Origin of the sequence: Paenibacillus sp. FSL H7-0716 (genome assembly GCF_038002705.1) — a bacterium.
GTDB classification, from domain to species: domain Bacteria; phylum Bacillota; class Bacilli; order Paenibacillales; family Paenibacillaceae; genus Paenibacillus_AQ; species Paenibacillus_AQ odorifer.
Genome location: NZ_JBBODA010000045.1, coordinates 18,946 through 35,773, shown reverse-complemented (window position 1 = coordinate 35,773; position 16,828 = coordinate 18,946). Strand labels below are relative to the sequence as shown.

Annotated in this window: 13 protein-coding genes; 1 reads left to right on the top strand and 12 read right to left on the bottom strand. The window is 45.4% G+C overall.

All coding sequences use genetic code 11. The features are described 5' to 3' along the window. Positions 1-1,098: 1,098 nt before the first annotated feature. The 12 genes from MHH60_RS30155 to MHH60_RS30100 all read right to left on the bottom strand — a co-directional run bounded on the left by MHH60_RS30155 (position 1,099) and on the right by MHH60_RS30100 (position 14,758). Entirely contained in the window at positions 1,099-2,646 is a 1,548-nt protein-coding gene (locus MHH60_RS30155) for an MDR family MFS transporter (RefSeq protein WP_076134632.1), read from the bottom strand. Positions 2,647-2,686: 40 nt separating this feature from the next. Beyond that, positions 2,687-3,358, bottom strand: coding sequence for a hypothetical protein (locus tag MHH60_RS30150; RefSeq protein WP_076134633.1), 672 nt, complete (start codon positions 3,356-3,358; stop codon positions 2,687-2,689). After that, complete coding sequence (locus tag MHH60_RS30145; protein WP_076134634.1) at positions 3,351-4,037, bottom strand: hypothetical protein; 687 nt, start codon at positions 4,035-4,037, stop codon at positions 3,351-3,353. The genes MHH60_RS30150 and MHH60_RS30145 overlap by 8 nt, the downstream gene beginning before the upstream one ends. Before the next feature lie 12 nt (positions 4,038-4,049). Continuing rightward, a complete protein-coding gene (locus MHH60_RS30140; RefSeq protein WP_076134635.1) occupies positions 4,050-4,694 on the bottom strand; it encodes a YhbD family protein in 645 nt (214 codons plus the stop codon). 274 nt (positions 4,695-4,968) lie between these two features. Continuing rightward, positions 4,969-6,816: a fibronectin type III domain-containing protein gene (locus MHH60_RS30135; RefSeq protein WP_143766676.1), complete on the bottom strand. Its 1,848-nt coding sequence runs from the start codon at positions 6,814-6,816 to the stop codon at positions 4,969-4,971. A 324-nt stretch (positions 6,817-7,140) separates the two neighbouring features. Then, on the bottom strand, positions 7,141-7,749 hold the full coding sequence (locus MHH60_RS30130) for a 50S ribosomal protein L25 (RefSeq protein WP_051491406.1): 609 nt from the start codon (positions 7,747-7,749) through the stop codon (positions 7,141-7,143). A gap of 211 nt (positions 7,750-7,960) precedes the next feature. Continuing rightward, entirely contained in the window at positions 7,961-8,926 is a 966-nt protein-coding gene (locus MHH60_RS30125; RefSeq protein WP_076134636.1) for an ABC transporter ATP-binding protein, read from the bottom strand. Next, a complete protein-coding gene (locus MHH60_RS30120) occupies positions 8,919-9,902 on the bottom strand; it encodes an ABC transporter ATP-binding protein (RefSeq protein ID WP_036685742.1) in 984 nt (327 codons plus the stop codon). Before MHH60_RS30120 ends, MHH60_RS30125 begins: the two co-directional genes overlap by 8 nt. 11 nt (positions 9,903-9,913) lie before the next feature. Next, positions 9,914-10,837, bottom strand: a complete 924-nt coding sequence (gene opp4C, locus MHH60_RS30115; RefSeq protein ID WP_036685740.1) for an oligopeptide ABC transporter permease — start codon at positions 10,835-10,837, stop codon at positions 9,914-9,916. A gap of 16 nt (positions 10,838-10,853) precedes the next feature. Further along, positions 10,854-11,807 (bottom strand): ABC transporter permease, encoded by a 954-nt coding sequence (locus MHH60_RS30110; RefSeq protein WP_076130810.1) that lies wholly within the window; start codon positions 11,805-11,807, stop codon positions 10,854-10,856. A gap of 64 nt (positions 11,808-11,871) precedes the next feature. Further along, on the bottom strand, positions 11,872-13,620 hold the full coding sequence (locus tag MHH60_RS30105; RefSeq protein ID WP_036685737.1) for an ABC transporter substrate-binding protein: 1,749 nt from the start codon (positions 13,618-13,620) through the stop codon (positions 11,872-11,874). A gap of 235 nt (positions 13,621-13,855) precedes the next feature. Then, positions 13,856-14,758 carry an ArsR/SmtB family transcription factor gene (locus tag MHH60_RS30100; RefSeq protein WP_076134637.1) on the bottom strand — a complete coding sequence of 301 codons (903 nt, stop codon included), beginning with the start codon at positions 14,756-14,758 and terminating at the stop codon, positions 13,856-13,858. 1,724 nt (positions 14,759-16,482) lie between these two features. Between MHH60_RS30100 and MHH60_RS30095 the strand changes: the two genes are divergently transcribed. Next, positions 16,483-16,776 carry a GNAT family N-acetyltransferase gene (locus MHH60_RS30095; RefSeq protein ID WP_076134638.1) on the top strand — a complete coding sequence of 98 codons (294 nt, stop codon included), beginning with the start codon at positions 16,483-16,485 and terminating at the stop codon, positions 16,774-16,776. Positions 16,777-16,828: the final 52 nt, after the last annotated feature.

The following is a 16,828-nucleotide window of genomic DNA, read 5'->3' as shown; positions in this document are numbered from 1 at the left end:
GAGAGCCTACATGCCTTTTGGCTTATAAAAAGCGGCAGGATGACGGGAATTCCCGTCATCCTGCCGCTGAAAGAGATGGTTTGCTAAGGTGCGCTTGGGCGCTATGGGCAACTAGACCCTCCTCGTTTGCTACATCAAACTAAGGTACGTTATGTCCTCTTCCCACTAAATCAACTACGGTGCGCTTTGTCCTCTTCATCTGCTACATCAACTGTGGTGTGCTATGTTCTCTTCTTCCGTTATGGTTTTTCACACTTCATAGTTTTGGCATCGGACCCAGATGCACTTATTTCCCGAATTCAGCGCTTTTCCTCGTGTTATCGGACTCAGGTGCAGCTATCCACACAAATATAGTCCAAATACGAGCATATGCATGCCGATAAGAGCTATACAGTCCGAAACTACGGCAAAGTAACTCAAAAATCAGCAATAGCGACTATACGGTCCGCAACACTCCTCGAATCATTCTTAGGCGCACTTCTATTGAGAATCCATCATCTTTGCTCAAGCTATTGGACTCATTCTTGGGTTCATCGCATTCCCTCATACTATCGGACCCAGGTACACTTATTTCCCGAATTCAGCGATTTTCCTCGTGCTATCGGACTCAGGTGCAGCTATCCACACAAATATAGTCCAAATACGAGCATATGCATGCCGATAAGAGCTATACAGTCCGAAACTACGGCAAAGTAGCTCAAAAATCAGCAATAGCGACTATACGGTCCGCAACACACTTCATGCAGCTAAATTAGGCATACTTCTATGGAGAATTCATCGTATCTCTCATGCTATCGGACTCATTCATGAATTCATCGCATTCCCTCCTGCTGTCGGACTCATTCTTGAATCCATGACATTTGCTCATGCTGTCAGACTCAGATGCTCTTATTTCCAGAGTTCATCGCATTTGCTCAATCTTCGAACTCAGCTTCCTTACTTCGAGGGTTCATGCTCATTTTTACTCCTAACCACACATAAAAAAGCAGCCTCTCAAATGAGAAGCTGCTCCATCACTTTACAACCATTTCACTGCATTCCGCATAATGCACACTATTTTCCGTTCGTCATTCGAATGCCTGCGCCTTCCGCCACAGCCTAATGCCCGGGCGTCTGAACTATTCCCTCCGCGGAGGCATCCATTTTCTGGCGCCCCATAAAAAAGGAGGCCAGCAAAGCTAACGCAGCAGGAATAACCGCCCAAGCGAAGGTGTTCGCAATGGAAGAGGAAAGTCCCTCTGTAATTTTGCTCAAAATTTCCGGTGGAATGAGTGCTCTAGTCTCAGGCGACAGCAGGGAATGCGGATCTTTAAAATCCATAACCCCAGCAGCCCCCTCAGAAGCAGCTCCTCCTCCATTTGCTGTGAGCAACTTAGTTAGACTGCCCGAGAAATAATGGCTTTGAATAATGCCAAATGTGGTAATTCCAATGGTCATGCCAAGCGAACGAATAAAATTCAGTGTTGCGCTGGCGGAGCCGCGTTGCTGCGCAGTCAGACCATGAATAGCTGCTGTGCTTAACACAGAGAAGGAAGCGCCGATGCCTAATCCGATTAAAATCATGTACAAGGTAACCAAGAGACGGGACGCTTCCGGAGTAAGCGTTGCAACCAGTCCTGTGCCGATCACCAAAAGTACAAACGTAGGTATCAGCAGATTGCGGTAACTGGTTTTTGCCATCAGGAATCCTCCTGTTGTGGCGGTAATTACTGAGCCGACCATCATCGGCAGCAGGACAAGTCCTGAATTGGTAGCCGAACCCCCCAATACACCTTGGATAAAGATCGGGATATATACGGAGGCCACAATAAATGCAGCACCGCTAAACAGCGCACACAAAATGCTGACGGCGTACAGTCTTTTTTTGAATAAAGCAAAGGAAATGATCGGCTCTTTCGCTCTCGTCTCTACAAAAAGGAACACTGCCGCCAATATAGCAAAAGCTGCAAATAAGCCGAGGATCATCGATGAGCTCCAAGCGTACTCTTTTCCACCCAGCTCCAGCGCAAACATTAAGCAGATGACAGAGCCCAGCAGTGTGCCCGCACCCAGCCAATCAATAGGTTGTTTGGAATGCTCATGTGACTCTTTATAAAAGAATACGACCATCACAAAAGCCAACAGTCCAAGCGGTAAGTTAATATAAAATATCCACTGCCAAGCAATATGATCGGTGATATACGCGCCTAGCAATGGACCAAAAATACTCGATAATCCAAATACCGCACCAAATGCACCGCCCAGCTTACCCCGTGTCTCCAGCGGTACGGCGTCGAACATTATGGCAAAAGCAATCGGCACTAGCGCGCCGCCTCCAATTCCCTGAATCGCCCGATAAGCAGCCAGCTGAGTAATCGTATCTGCCGTCCCGCAAAGCGCTGAACCCGCCATAAATACAATAATCCCAAAAACAAAAAACTTTTTACGCCCATACATATCAGACAGCTTGCCAAAGATAGGCATCCCCGCCATCTCAGCTACGAGATAAGCTGATGTTACCCAGACAAATTTATCCATACCGCCTAGTTCCCCAACAATATTGCCCATTGCTGTAGCAACGATGGTGCTGTCCATGGAGGCCATCAGTATTCCTAACAGCAGACCTGCGATAACAATGCCCAGATTGGGCGCTTTGGCAGCACTCATTTATTCCACTCCCCATTGTCAAAAGATCTATAACTATGTGTTACAACTTCACTTGATGCCTCACTATTGCATTCTTGTGAATCTCCAAAGCACTACGGTATTCCACAGTATCGATCTCACAGTCCACACCGATGATTACCCGATCTCCTCTGACAATATTTGCTTTTGTATTGTTCAGCTCTATCGTATCGCCTTCAATGAGCCCAGCCTCAAAAAGCACTTTAGGATTCTGCTTCATCAAATGCAGGAATTTTCCGGTCTTGCTTTTTTTAATCGTTAAAGCACTGCCTCCAACCTCTTTCGCTCTACTTAGACCATATAAATTGATCTCCAGCTGCTCCGCACTTAGCAGTCCTGCCACATTGAGAGCGCCCGAAATACGCAGATGTTCACCTTCACAATCACCATTAACCTCCAAATTACCGTTAAGATGAATATCGTCGATTTTTACGGAGGCTGCTTTAATTTCTCCCTGACCCCGCAAGGCATCCCCTTCAAGATTACCCATAAGTGTCATCTCACCGGTTATTTTCATTTTGGTCATTATCAGGTTTCCATCTACCCTGGCATTTCCAGTCAGGCTCAGCTTCTCACAATCTACATCCCCTTCAAAATGACCTTCCCCAGTAACCTTAATATCCCGAAAAAAGCCTCCCGCTGAGGTCGTTGTGCCCATTATTTTCAAATTACTCCGAATTGTTTCTTCAGTCACCGATCTTCTCCACCTTTCCAACCTTTGCTTCAGGATGTACTGTAATCTGATCACGATACTCTATCCGTTCGACAGTGCAGCCTGGACCTACAATCACAATATTGCCCCTGATAACATCAGCCGTTGTATATTCCAAATCAATAAAATCTCCTTCAATAGTCCGAGCCCGCAGCTCCGATCTTAATTTAGGGATGATTCCACTTAACATTTTGCTCCAGACTCCACTGTTCGTTTGCCGGATCACTAGACTCTCCACACCAATTTCATGTGCCTTTCCCTGCCCTTGCAGTTTGAAGTCTACATGTCCTGCACTAAGTAAACCTCCGACACTAAAGCTTCCTTCCCCCGCAAAATCCTCAAGCTCACAATCACCCTTGATATTCAGCATTCCATGAAGAGTGCAGCTTTCTCCCCGAATGCTCTCCCCGACAGAAATCATTCCGTCCACCTTTAGGGAGTTAAAACGTAAATGGCCCAGCACTTTCATTGTCCCATTGCATTCCGCTTCTTCCGCCGAGAGATCATTCTTCAAATTCATATGCCCGTTTCCTTTAAAAATTCGCGTCACGATGGGTCCCGTTACTTTGCCTACACCATCGATTCGCACGCTGTTATAAGTACCTCCGGCCCCCCCGCTGACTCCGTTTATAATCAGATTCGGCAGCTCTCGTTTGTCCATTACACTAACCCCCTATTCAACAAGCTTAAAAGCAAGCTTACCTTTCAATTGTTCTATTACATCTGCACTGAGTATTTTACTGACCAGCTTTACCCCTTCATCGAACCATAACTCCGCTGGTGCCTGCGCCAGAATAAAGGATGACACCCCCATTTTGCGGATAAAAAATAACTCCCAGCTGCCACTCTCAAGATTGGAGGCTTTATCCATTAAGGTTCGAAACAGCAGCTCTGCTTCCTCCATACTCATCTCCCCTGCACTAAGCAGGCGGTCTACAGCCAATAAATAAGTGAGCTGATCGAAGCTATACCCATTCTTGACACCGAGCCTCTCTCCAAATTTCCCCAGCGTCATCGACGAAACAATGTTACGTTCTATAAGTTCCGCAGCAGATATACTTACTCTGTCAAAAGAAGCCTTATCTGATAGCTTATCAGCCATTTCATCCAAAGAAAGTCCATCTTTCATATTCATAATATTATCGATACGGGACAAGATCATGTCTTTTGGAAAAAAAGTCTCCTGTCCAGTAAACGTAGATTTACGGATAAACCATTCCTCTGGAATCAACTGTTTCCGCTTCCAGCGGTACAATTGCCCATAGGATATACCGGTTAAATCCAATAGCTGCTTCTTTGAGATCAAATCCTCTTCCATGTTTATCACTCCTTGAAGCCATCGTAACATAACACTGTTACGTTGTAAAACCAATAAATTAAACTCACCTCATACCTACCTACGCTAGTAACCATCGTGTCCTAACGTTTCCCCCCAAAGATTTTAAAGCATACCTTAAGAGCAGACCTCCGTCTTGAGAAGGATTTAACGGTCATTCACTATTTTTCCCACCCAAAAAAAAGACTGCCCCCGCCGCTATAAATGGCAGCATGGAACAGCCTTCTCTTGGAATGATTTTTACGATCTGCTAATTTTACTGAACAAAAGTATAGTGTGCTGAATCATATTGCGGGCCGGATTTTTCGTAAGTGAACCAGTACTCAATACTGCTGCCAGCGCTTAATCCACTCACCGTCTGCTTCCATGTTCCTGAGTTATTAGTCATCCTGTAATTAAGCTGGGAACCCCCGTTAATCTTGTAATGCACATCTACATAAAGGGCACTGGTTACAGGTGTGATATAGATACTCGCCTCTGTAGCAGAAAGTCTCGTTACCCCTGCTGTAAAGTCAGCCGTCACATGATCACCGCCTCCACTGCCTCCAGTGGGATTAGTAGTAACTGTTGCGGTATTACTAGCGGAGGATAAATTACCTGCTGCATCCGTAGCTTTTACGGTAAACGTATAGGCTGTGTTTGGAGTAAGTCCACTAACAGTAGCTGTAGTTCCCCCCACAGTGGACACCTGCTGTGTTCCGCGATAAACAATATAACCTGTAACGCCAACATTATCGGTAGAAGCGGACCAGCTTAAGCTAACTCCTGTATCCGTCTTACTGGTTACCGTTAGATTAGCGGGAGATGTTGGCGCGGTTGTATCCCCAGTATTACCACCACCCGTCAAATATTGACCTGTGAATGGATTAAACCGGTGCAGGGACATTATTAACCAGCCTGTGCTGGAAACACAGTTTTGCTGCGCCATCACCCAATAACTGTTGCTGGACCCTTTCAGCGAGTAGGGAATACCCCCAAGCGAAGCACCGCTTGTGCCTTGTTTTTTAATAATCTCTGTATTAATAGCGTCTGCCTTTGAGGCATTGCCTTGCAGATAATAAGCGAGCGACATGAATGCGCTTCCTTCAAACCATACGTCTGCACCCGTATTGCCAATTTGATTTCCGTTATCGTCATACGCTGGTAATACTTCGTCTGTCCAGTCAAAATCATATCCGGTTAGCGTATTCCCAGCATCATTGTAAGTAAGCGTCTGCTTGTAACGCGGATTCGCAAGTGTTCCCGGGGTACCGGAGGCATTTTCCACATAGGTTAAGCTTGCGCCATAGTTATGGGTTCCGGATACGCCTAAAGCTAACACTCCCCAAGGATTCACGTCTAAAGGTATTTTGGGGTCGATCAGATTCGTATCGTTTTTCCAGCCCCCCTTGAAACGTTTGACTGTATCATCCCACACATAATTATCCAGGAAGGTTTTGACTCCAGAAGCCGCACTGTTATAAGTGGCTGCCTTTGAGGAATCCACCGAGGCATAATACTGCAATACCCGGTAAATATCGATATTGTGCTCGGTTGAGCTCCAAGGCTCATCGGAATTGCTCCAACCACTCCATCCTCCTGCAATACTGCCATTAGCCTTTTTATACTGTAAACTCCAATCTAGTGCTTTGAGCGCCATTGGACGATACCGTGAATCATTATATTGCTTCTCATAAGCCATAGCAGCCATTGCCATCCATACAACGGGTCCCACATGTTTACGGATTTCTTCTCCGAAGCCGTTGTTATACCAATAAGAATTCAGCCAGAAGCCTGATGGATCTTGAATGTCCCGCATTTTGTTCAAAACCTGCTCTGCCCGCGTCCGTTCTCCCTTTACAATAAAGGCGATAGCTGCAACCGCTTGATCATACGTGTATACAATCTGTTTGGGGTTGTTTGGTCCCCAGAAATCTTCAAAGCTATCTACCAGTCCCTCAAAAGCATACCCCGCTGTTGCATCCTGCTGGGCCTTCAGCCAGATTAAAGCACGATTTGAAGCGTCACTTGCAGCATCTGCATCAGCTTTTCCACCAAATGGTAGAGCTACCCCAAGCACCAGCAAACTTGTCATTAAGATCGAAAACAGCTTCCTCATCTTCATAACTTTCCTCCTCTAAATCATGATGAACTAGGCAATGAGAGTTCTTTGAAGCATAAAAACTAAAGCGTTTTCAAACAGCAACAACAGGGACTTTTGAATATTTTACCATGGTAATTGTCCTCATTTTCAGGCTTAGAAACCCGTTCGTCAACGATTTTGTGTAAATTTTTAACTAAATGAGGCGAAACAACCAAAATTGCCATTTGAGAAATCATACGAAAGACCAACATCATTTTTATGAATTCATATTTATGAAGGCAAAACAAAAAGAGCAGACAGCTCCTTTATAAGGATTCTATCTGCTCTTTACTATTTATCTCTATACTATTCTGCTTTATCTTCGCCAGCAGTTTCAGCTGCAGCGGGTTCAGCAGTATCTTCTTCTGTTGGTTCTTGCGCTGCTGGAGGAGAAATACGGACAATCAATGTATCCTCAGGCGTCAATACTTCCCAGCCTTCATGCTTCGGCAAATCAGATACCAGCAATTGATCACCAATATCTAGTCCACTGATATCCACTTCAAAGGATGCAGCTATTTTATCTGGAAGTGTGCGAATATCCAGCTCGTGCAATTCAATTTGTTGCACGCCGCCGCTCTTCACACCTACTGGTTCACCTGTAAAGTGGAACGCTACTTTGGTATCCAATTTGGCCTTCATATCAATCTGCTGAAAATCAATGTGCAGCAGTTGTTTGGATATTGGCTGACGTTGGATTTCTTGAATAACCACGTTCTTTTTGCCCGAGTCTGGCAATTCCAAAGTAAGAACAGCCCGTGGGTTGCTGGCTAAAATACCTGAAATTGTCTTAGCATCCGCTGTAAAGGACTGGCTATCTGAACCTGCACCGTACACGACTACCGGTACAAAGCCTTTTCTGCGCTGTGAAGAAGTCGAGCCGGATCTTTCTGTCAAACGTACTGTTGTATTCACGATGATTCCTCCTAAGTAGGGATTTTATACTAGACCGATTAGATATGTACGCCTAACCTAACCACTCTCTAATTACCCCATTGACCTGGCTTTGAAACCTCTCAAGACTTTTTGAGCCCAGGCAAAAATAAGGTCAAATTGTATTATTATACAATTCAACATTAATTATTCATGTCTTAGGAAAAAATCATTGCTATATTTGTGACAACTATTAAACTAAATGACAAGCTACAAAATGGTTACTGCCAACATCACGAAATACCGGGATTTCAGATCTGCAAACCTCTTGAGCAAAGGGACAACGGGTATGGAATTTACAGCCAGAAGGCGGGTTTACCGGACTCGGAATATCTCCCTTAAGTACAATTCTTTCCCTTTTCAGCTTTGGAATAGGAATCGGAACAGCCGACAGCAGCGCTTTGGTATACGGGTGGAGCGGATTCTTAAACAGTTCATCTCTTGAAGCCGTCTCCATCATAGAGCCTAGGTACATAACACCGATTCTTGAACACAAATGCTCCACAACACTCAAGTCATGGGAGATAAACAAATACGTTAACCCTCGACTCTGCTGGAGCTTACTGAATAAATTAATAATCTGTGCTTGGATGGAAACATCCAGTGCTGAAACTGGTTCGTCTGCAATGATCAGCTCAGGATTCAAAACAAGCGCACGGGCGATCCCGATCCGCTGCCGCTGCCCCCCGGAGAATTCATGTGGAAAGCGATCAATATGATAAGAAGATAAACCGCAAGCCGCTAGAGCTTCAAGCACCAGATCTCGCACCTCGGACTTTGAGCATAAACCATGATCCAGTAAAGCTTCACCAATCGCATCACCTATACGAACCCGTGGGTTAAGAGAGCTATAAGGATCTTGGAAGATCAACTGCATTTGGGGCCTAATATTGCGCAATTCAGCGGGCGACAGGGAGTGAATGTCTGTCCCTTTGAATTTGATCTCACCTGCCGTTTTATCCGTTAGCCGTAAAATCGTCCGTCCGACTGTACTTTTGCCGCTCCCAGATTCCCCTACAAGCCCAAACGTTTCCCCAGGTTGAAGTGTGATGCTAATATCGTCAACAGCCTTTACATGCCCAACGGTTCGGTTAAGCAGCCCCTTAGTAACAGGAAAATATTTCTTCAAATGATTGACCTCAAGCAGTGCCTCAGGCATGAACAACCGCCTCCTCATACAACCAGCAAGCTACCTTTTGTCTGCTGGCCACCTCTTTAAGCCGGGGCTGCTGGCTGACACATACAGGCATGCAATGCTCACAGCGGTCATGAAAATAACAAGAAGGCACCAGTTCAAGCGGATTTGGCACTTGACCTGGTATGGAATACAGCTCATCCTGTCGCTGATTGATTACCGGCTTCGATTTGAGCAGCCCTTTTGTATAGGGATGTTTGGGGTTGTTGAACAATTCAACCACCTCCCCCTCCTCTACAATCTTTCCGGAATACATAACAATCACATAATCGGCCATCTCTGCCACTACGCCAAGATCATGGGTGATTAGTAGAATGGACATGCCCGAGCTATCTTTAATTTCACGCAGCATATCCAGAATTTGCGCTTGAATCGTTACATCCAGCGCCGTAGTCGGTTCATCAGCAATCAATAGCTTTGGACTGCAGGCAATGGCAATAGCAATCATAATCCGCTGCAGCATACCTCCACTTAATTCATGCGGGTAACTATCAGCAATTTGCTCTGGTCGTGATATGCCTACCTGCTTAATCAGTTCAATCGCCCGGATACGCGCCTGTTTCTTGTTCATCTTCAGATGTACAATCAGCGGTTCCATGATTTGCTCACCGATCTTGATTACAGGATTAAGGGAGGACATGGGCTCTTGGAAGATCATCGCGATTTCATTCCCGCGGATGGTCCGCAGTGTGTTTTTATCCATTTTCAACAAATCTTCACCCTGAAAATCAATTTTCCCTTGGGCTACCTTGCCCCCGGGTTCCTCAACAAGCCCCATGATGGACATCGCGGTCACGCTTTTTCCGCAGCCCGATTCTCCAACGATACATACCGTCTCTCCCTCGCGAACCCGGAAGCTTACATCATCAACGGCTTTCACTTTTCCTTCTTCCGTGAAGAAGTATGTACTTAGACCGTCTATATTCATTAAATCACTCATCTGAGGGTCACCTACCTCTTCTGTTTAGGATCAAGCACGTCCCGGAGTCCGTCACCAAAGATATTGATGGCGATCACTGTCGCAAAGATCGATAATCCTGGTGGAATCCACAGCCATGGCCGATCCTGAAAGTCGATCATATTATTCGCAGCATCAATCATATTGCCCCAGGTTGGAGTTGGCGGCATAACACCTAGCCCAAAAAAGCTAAGAACCGATTCACTCAAGATAGCACCACCGATGTTAAGGGTAGCCATAACGATCAGCAAAGGAACGATATTCGGCAGCAAATGATTAAATAATTTACGCCGATCACGGAGGCCTAATACTACCGCCGCCTGCATAAACTCACGTTCTCGCAGACTAAGCATTTGACCCCGTACCATACGTGCCATACCCGGCCAGCTCACAATACTAAGCATCAGCATAACAATATACATCCGATAATCCGTTGGAATCTTCCACTCCGATAGCAATGCACCAAAAATAAAGAGCAGCGGCAGACTCGGGACCGTCAATAAAAGATCCGCAATCCGCATAATGATTTGATCGGCAATACCGCGGTAATACCCAGCAATAGCCCCCAAAAGCGCACCGATAAACACCGAAAGAACCATTGACGCTAGTCCCACGGTCAGTGAAATGCGTCCCGCCTGCATTACCCGGGTCAGAATATCTCTGCCCAATGCATCAGTGCCCAGCCAATGCTTCATATTGGGTGCCTTGTTCATCATAGCCATATTAATTTTGTTATCCGTATAGGGTGAGAACAGCGGACCAATAAAACAAAGCGCAAACATAAAGATCACCACCACAAATCCGGATACCGCCAGCTTGTTCTTCAGCAACCTCCGCATGGATTGCCGGAATAAAGAGGATTTTCCTTTGGTGGTCTGCGGCTTCGCGATCCCAGCTACATTACTTTGAACTGCCACGTCAGCTTCCTCCTCTCTATAGCCGAACTCTAGGATCGGCAATCCGGTACAAAACATCCGAAAGCAACGTTCCTATGACGGTAAGTATGGCAATAAACATCGTAAAGCCCATCAGCAAAGGATAATCCCTTAGTCCGAAGGACTGCATATACAGTTGGCCAATCCCAGGCCAATTGAATATTTTCTCAATAATAAGGGATCCGCCAAATAGTGCTGGAAGCTCAAAACCAACCAGTGTAATTGCGGGCAGCAAGGCATTACGTAAGGCGTGTGTAAAGAGCACCTTGCGTTCTTTTAGACCTTTGGCGCGTGCCGTACGGATATAATCCTGTTTTAAGACATCGATCATATTGCTGCGGAAATAACGGGTGAGCGAACCTAATCCCAGAAGGGTCATAACCACAACCGGAAGGGTCATGTGCGTTACGATCTCCTTAAAGTAAGCCAAACCCGTAGCATTACTACCCGTGGTGATTATTCCACCTGGAGGCAGCCACTTGAGATCGACGGCCAGGATTTTGATCAGGAATAAGCCTATAAAAAATGACGGCAGCGACATTGCTGCGAATATAGCGATCATCACGAGTGTATCGAACCAGGAATATTGCTTATAGGCAGAGATGACGCCAATAATGACCGCAATCACCCACGTCAGAAACGTAGATACGGCAGCCAGCAAAAAGGAATTCCAAATATAATCATTAAAAAGCTGCAGCACAGGCTTTTGTTGGGCTAAGGAATACCCGAAATCACCATGCAGCGCATTCTTCATCCAGATCCCATACCGTTCAAGCACAGGCTTGTTTAAGCCGTAGATTTCACGCAGCTCAGCTTTGCGTTCGGCGGTCAATTTAATATTTCCGGTTATGAAGTCACCGGGAGTTGAAGCATACAAACAGAAGATCAATAATGATGCCGCAAATAAAATGATGACCATGTACAACAGTCTTTTCGATAAATAAGCGCTCATGACAGACTCCTTATGATTCGTCCCCTGCCCTTGAATCCAGTCAGGGCAGGGGACACTGGTTTATTTATTTCAGGCTCCAAGTTGGCAGACTGCCAGCAAGACCGATGAACGGGCTGACCGAGAGATTCTCAATACGTCCGTTATAGGCGTATACTGTCTTTTTATAACTTGTGAAAATAATAGGCAGTTCATCATTGAAAAGCTGATACAGCTCTTTATATACCGCTTTGCGTGCCTCGATATCAGTAGTGGCCAAGGCTTTGTTGTACAGCTCCAGGAATTTCGGATTGTCATAATCCGTGATTTCTCCATCGAAGAATTGCATGAACCCATCAGACGGATCAGTCAACATGCTAGTGGAGAAGGATACGAGATCGTAGTCCCCACCTTCTACTTTCGATACCAGTGAGTTAAAGTCTGCAAAAACCTCAGGCTGGAATTCGATACCCAGCGCTTCAAAATTCTCTTTAGCTACAGCGATGAAAATATCTGTGTTTTTACTCTTCGAACCGAGGTAATGGATGGACAGCGGTTTGCCATCTTTTTCACGGATACCCCCCGCGCCTACCGTCCAGCCAGCTTCATCGAGTAATTGTTTTGCTTTTTCCGGATCATATTTGTATGGATTAATGCCTTCCTCAGTGTAAGACCAGGAAATCGGCGATGCCGGGATGTTGGCAATAGAACCTGCACCTTGTGCTGCATCCACATAAATACTCTGACGATCCAAACCGTACACAATAGCTTGACGTACAAGCTTATCCTTGAGCTGCTCATGCTTCAGGTTAACTTGCAGGTAACCATAGGTGCTTGGAGTGTAAGGAATAATATTCACAAAACCGAGCGCTTTCAGCTTCTCGATATTCTCGTCTGTCGCACTAAAGGAAGCGTAGTCCACTTCACCAGTTTCTACGAACTGCCATACGTCGCCTTCCGTAGTTTTGTAGATGAAATGCTCCGTCTTTGGTTTACCCTTGAAATAATTCTCATTCGCTACAAAACGCACTTCCTGACCGGGAATAAATTTCTCCAGCTTGTAAGGTCCATCGCCAAGTGGTTTCTCATGCAGCTTTTTAATGTATTCAAGATTTCCAATTTTATAGTCCTTGCCATAGTAAGCTTTCGACAGTACATTCGAGCCGAGCTGTACCAGAGCCGTTGCGTTTGGTTGCTCAAGGGTTGCTGAGATCGTCTGTGGATCAATTACTTTAATGCCCTCAACTGTAGGGGATGTACCTTCCTTATAGGCTTTGCCGCCTTTAACATTTAGCGATGGAAGCTGGGAGCTGCCGTCATACGATTTGTCGTATTGGATCGTCCATGTAAATGCCACATCATCCGCTGTTAACGGTGAACCGTCGCTGAATTTCAAATCTTTTCTCAAGTGGAACGTGTATGTAAGCTGATCATCCGAAACATCCCAGCTCTCCGCAAGCTCCGGCGTTGGCACGCCTTTGTCATCAACAGTTACGAGAGAAGCGTATAGCAGTGAAGAGACATTGCCATCATAACCACTTTGTTGAAAATAAGGAGTGAACGCTCCGCTTGGGTCCGTAAGCCCGACGATAATGGTATCTGTACGTTTCTGGGCCACCGCTGGAAGTTTGGATAAATCCGTGGCAGTAAAAGGTTCGCTTAGAGCACCCGCAGGAACAATCTCTGGTGCAGTGGTTGCTTCCACATTGGTTGAATTGGAGCCTGCAGCCGCATTGTTTGCGGATGAGGATTCATTATTACTGTTGTTAGCGCAAGCAGAAAGTAACAGTGAACCCGTAAGCAGTAATGAAGTGATTACAATCGCATTTTTTCTCATGTACCTATCTCCCTTTTCTCTCTGAATAGAATAATAACTATAATTCCTACCCGTTAAGTATGAATAACATCTGATGTTCATTATAGAAAGGTTTTCTAGTTCTGTAAAGAGAGAACTTCAAAAAAATTCTCCATAAACAGAATTAGGTGATAATTAAAACAAATAAAAAAAGCCAAAACCCTCTCTGTATAAGAGAAGCCCTGGCTTTCAGGCGGTTACATTTTTTTCGAAATCATTATTTCAAATACTCGAATAGCTGCTCATTCATCCGATGAATGCCTTCAAGACGCAGACTGTATCCGGTGACATTCTCCCCTTCAATATAGGCATGAAGCAAACCTGCACAACGAAGATTAAAAATATGATCATGCACAATCCCCTTCGAGATCCCCGCATGCTTAACAATTTCGGTAAACGTCTTACGGCCACCACTAAGGGCTTGGAGGATTTTTAGCCGGCTTTTTTCACTCAGACTACGGATCGCTCTGTACATAAAAGGGGAGATTTCCTCATTCTCCATCGATATCCACGCCGCATAATGACAAATCGTTAATTCGCCATAGCAATAGATAATATTAGCAGGCTGAAAATGATACTGTGGAATCAGTACGAGCTTCTTGAGCCCATCCGTAGGCATGAAGTAAAATCCGTTGGTCGTCTTGTTCACGAAATCCGCAGTGTCCAGTTCATTAAGCTCCGTGTTCTTCGAATCCGCATGCTGCTGTAGTTTGCTCAAAATCGCAGGATTGCATTGGCTAAAGTACTGGCGGTTCCACTCGGAGAGTAAAAATACTACGCGGTTACGGTAATCCTCCATATGGCTTGGAAATACCTTTACATACTTTGATAAGGTCTCATATAACTCACCAACCGATAACCCTTCAATCCAGTTCAACACCCTGTCTACATCATCTTTAAATGGACAACAGTAAATGAGCAGATTCAACATTTTCCACTCATTGTTTAGTTCGGTTTCTTTCAGACGGGATAACAGCTCTTCACTGAGCGTGCTTTCAATTTCGTTAGCCCACGCTACCCCTAAATCAATCTTCTTATAGGATTTTTTGCAGAGATAAGTATGTAAGCTGTTCAACAACTCATAAATCGATCCAAATTCAACCTCAACCTTGTATTCCACAATGATTCCTCCTGCTAGCGGTTCTTTTCAGTAGTGAGATATTCTCTTAATCTTATTGTATTATCCTGAGAATACGCAAGCTACTCTATAAACGGGAGTGCATAAAAATTCATTAGCTGCTATTTCAGCACCGAATTTTCTGCATTGCACACTGGTTTAGCTGTCATTTCCGCGAGCGTGGGCACTATCGGACACAGTTGACCTTGTGCTAATAGCGTATGCTCGATCCGCAGGCTTCAGCGGAAGATCAAGACTCTACGCTATAGGACACAGTGGACCTTGTGCTAATAGCGTATGCTCGATCCGCAGGCTTCAGCGGAAGATCAGGACTCTACGCTAACGGACACAGTGGACCTTGTGCTAATAGCGTATGCTCGATCCGCAGGCTTCAGCGGAAGATCAGGACTCTACGCTATCGGACACAGTGGACCTTATTCGCTGTATTATCCCCTTTTTTGTGTGCTATCGGACTCCATAGGCGCTATTGACACTATAAATGCCTATTTCGTGCCTATTCCAAAGGAATAGCTGCACTGAGGTCCGAAACTTTACTCAAACGGCTAAATATGTGCAAATAGCGTCTGCGGGGTCCGAGAGGTTCTGCGGAAGTTTAGGATTTTGTTGCCAAGCGGTGACGGTCAGTCGCTGTAAACTTAAACTCATTGTCGCTCAGATTCCATCGGTCAGTTGACCTTGTGCAAATAACGTCTTTTGGGTCCGTAAGCTCCTGCGGGAGATTAGGATCCTGTTCCATCGGACACAGTTGACCTTATTCGCAGTATTATCCTCTTTTTTGCGTGCTATCGGACTCCATAGGCGCTATGGGCATTAGAAATGCCTATTTCGCGCCTATTCCAAAGGAATAGCTGCACTGGGGTCCGAAACTTTGCTCAAACGGCTAAAAAAGTGTAAATAGCGTCTGCTGGGTCCGAAAGCATCAGTGGGAACTAATACTCTGGTTAGTAAGCTTCTGCTGAGGATTAGGATCTTACGCTATCGGACACAGTTAACCTTATGTGCAGTATTATCCTCTTTTTTGCGTGCGATTGGACTCCATAGGTTCTATTGACACTATAAATGCCTATTTCGTGCCTATTCCAAAGGAATAGCTGCACTGGGGTCCGAAACTTTGCTCAAACGGCTAAATATATGCAAATAGCGTCAATTGGGTCCGTAAGCATCAGTGGGGGATTAGGGTCCTACGCTATCGGACACCTATCGGAATCAGTTGACCTTATTCGCAGTATTATCCTCTTTTCAGCATGCTATCGGACTCCATAGGCGCTATGGACACTATAAAGGCCTATTTCGTGCCTATTCCAAAGGAATAGCTGCACTGAGGTCCGAAAATTTACTCAAAAGGCTAATAATGTGCAAATAGCGCCAGCTGGGTCCGAGAGGTTCTGCGGAGGTTTAGGACAACCGAGAGTTCGAGGTTCGGGGTTCAGCGTTCTGAGGTCCCATGGTTCCGGGGTTCCGGAGTTCCAACATTCCACCGTTCCCAGCTTACCAAAACAAAAACTTGAGGTTAGTTAACTCTCACTTGCTCATATTCTGCTCTATAGCCAAGTTGCCCACATGAACAAAAATGCAGCCCTGCGATCCACAGCTAACAAGGAAAGCAACATTCAGCCCGAAGAACAATCAATCTGGTTCGCTCCTCGCTTTTTGCAATTCATGGTAGTAAAATATAGGCAATAACTAATTAGGAGTGAAGCCATAAGATGCAAATTCAAAATGAAAACGGACGTTTTTTTGTTGCTAATGACGGTAAGGACCTTGCCGAAATCACATACAGTTTGGATAAAGAAGCCGGGGAATTGGTCATCGATCACACCCGTGTCTCCGAAGAACTGCGCGGTCAAGGTACCGGACAAGAGCTTGTACGTGCTGTTGTGGACAAGGCTCGGAATGAGAATTTAAAAATTGTACCCGTGTGCTCCTATGCTGCGCATCAATTCGAGAAGCACCCGGAGTACAAAGACGTGCTGAGCGGGAATACTGGCGGGAGAGCTTAAACCTGCTCCCGTTTCCGCGAAGCTTTTTTAGTAACTATGCGAACTTATAATA

What these genes read in the sequence shown, in the direction of transcription:
- MHH60_RS30135 (WP_143766676.1), bottom strand. Translation starts at nt 6,816, where the DNA reads ATGAAGATGAGGAAGCTGTTTTCGATCTTAATGACAAGTTTGCTGGTG.
- MHH60_RS30140 (WP_076134635.1), bottom strand. Translation starts at nt 4,694, where the DNA reads ATGGAAGAGGATTTGATCTCAAAGAAGCAGCTATTGGATTTAACCGGT.
- MHH60_RS30095 (WP_076134638.1), top strand. Translation starts at nt 16,483, where the DNA reads ATGCAAATTCAAAATGAAAACGGACGTTTTTTTGTTGCTAATGACGGT.
- MHH60_RS30125 (WP_076134636.1), bottom strand. Translation starts at nt 8,926, where the DNA reads ATGCCTGAGGCACTGCTTGAGGTCAATCATTTGAAGAAATATTTTCCT.
- MHH60_RS30120 (WP_036685742.1), bottom strand. Translation starts at nt 9,902, where the DNA reads ATGAGTGATTTAATGAATATAGACGGTCTAAGTACATACTTCTTCACG.
- MHH60_RS30155 (WP_076134632.1), bottom strand. Translation starts at nt 2,646, where the DNA reads ATGAGTGCTGCCAAAGCGCCCAATCTGGGCATTGTTATCGCAGGTCTG.
- MHH60_RS30145 (WP_076134634.1), bottom strand. Translation starts at nt 4,037, where the DNA reads ATGGACAAACGAGAGCTGCCGAATCTGATTATAAACGGAGTCAGCGGG.
- MHH60_RS30105 (WP_036685737.1), bottom strand. Translation starts at nt 13,620, where the DNA reads ATGAGAAAAAATGCGATTGTAATCACTTCATTACTGCTTACGGGTTCA.
- MHH60_RS30110 (WP_076130810.1), bottom strand. Translation starts at nt 11,807, where the DNA reads ATGAGCGCTTATTTATCGAAAAGACTGTTGTACATGGTCATCATTTTA.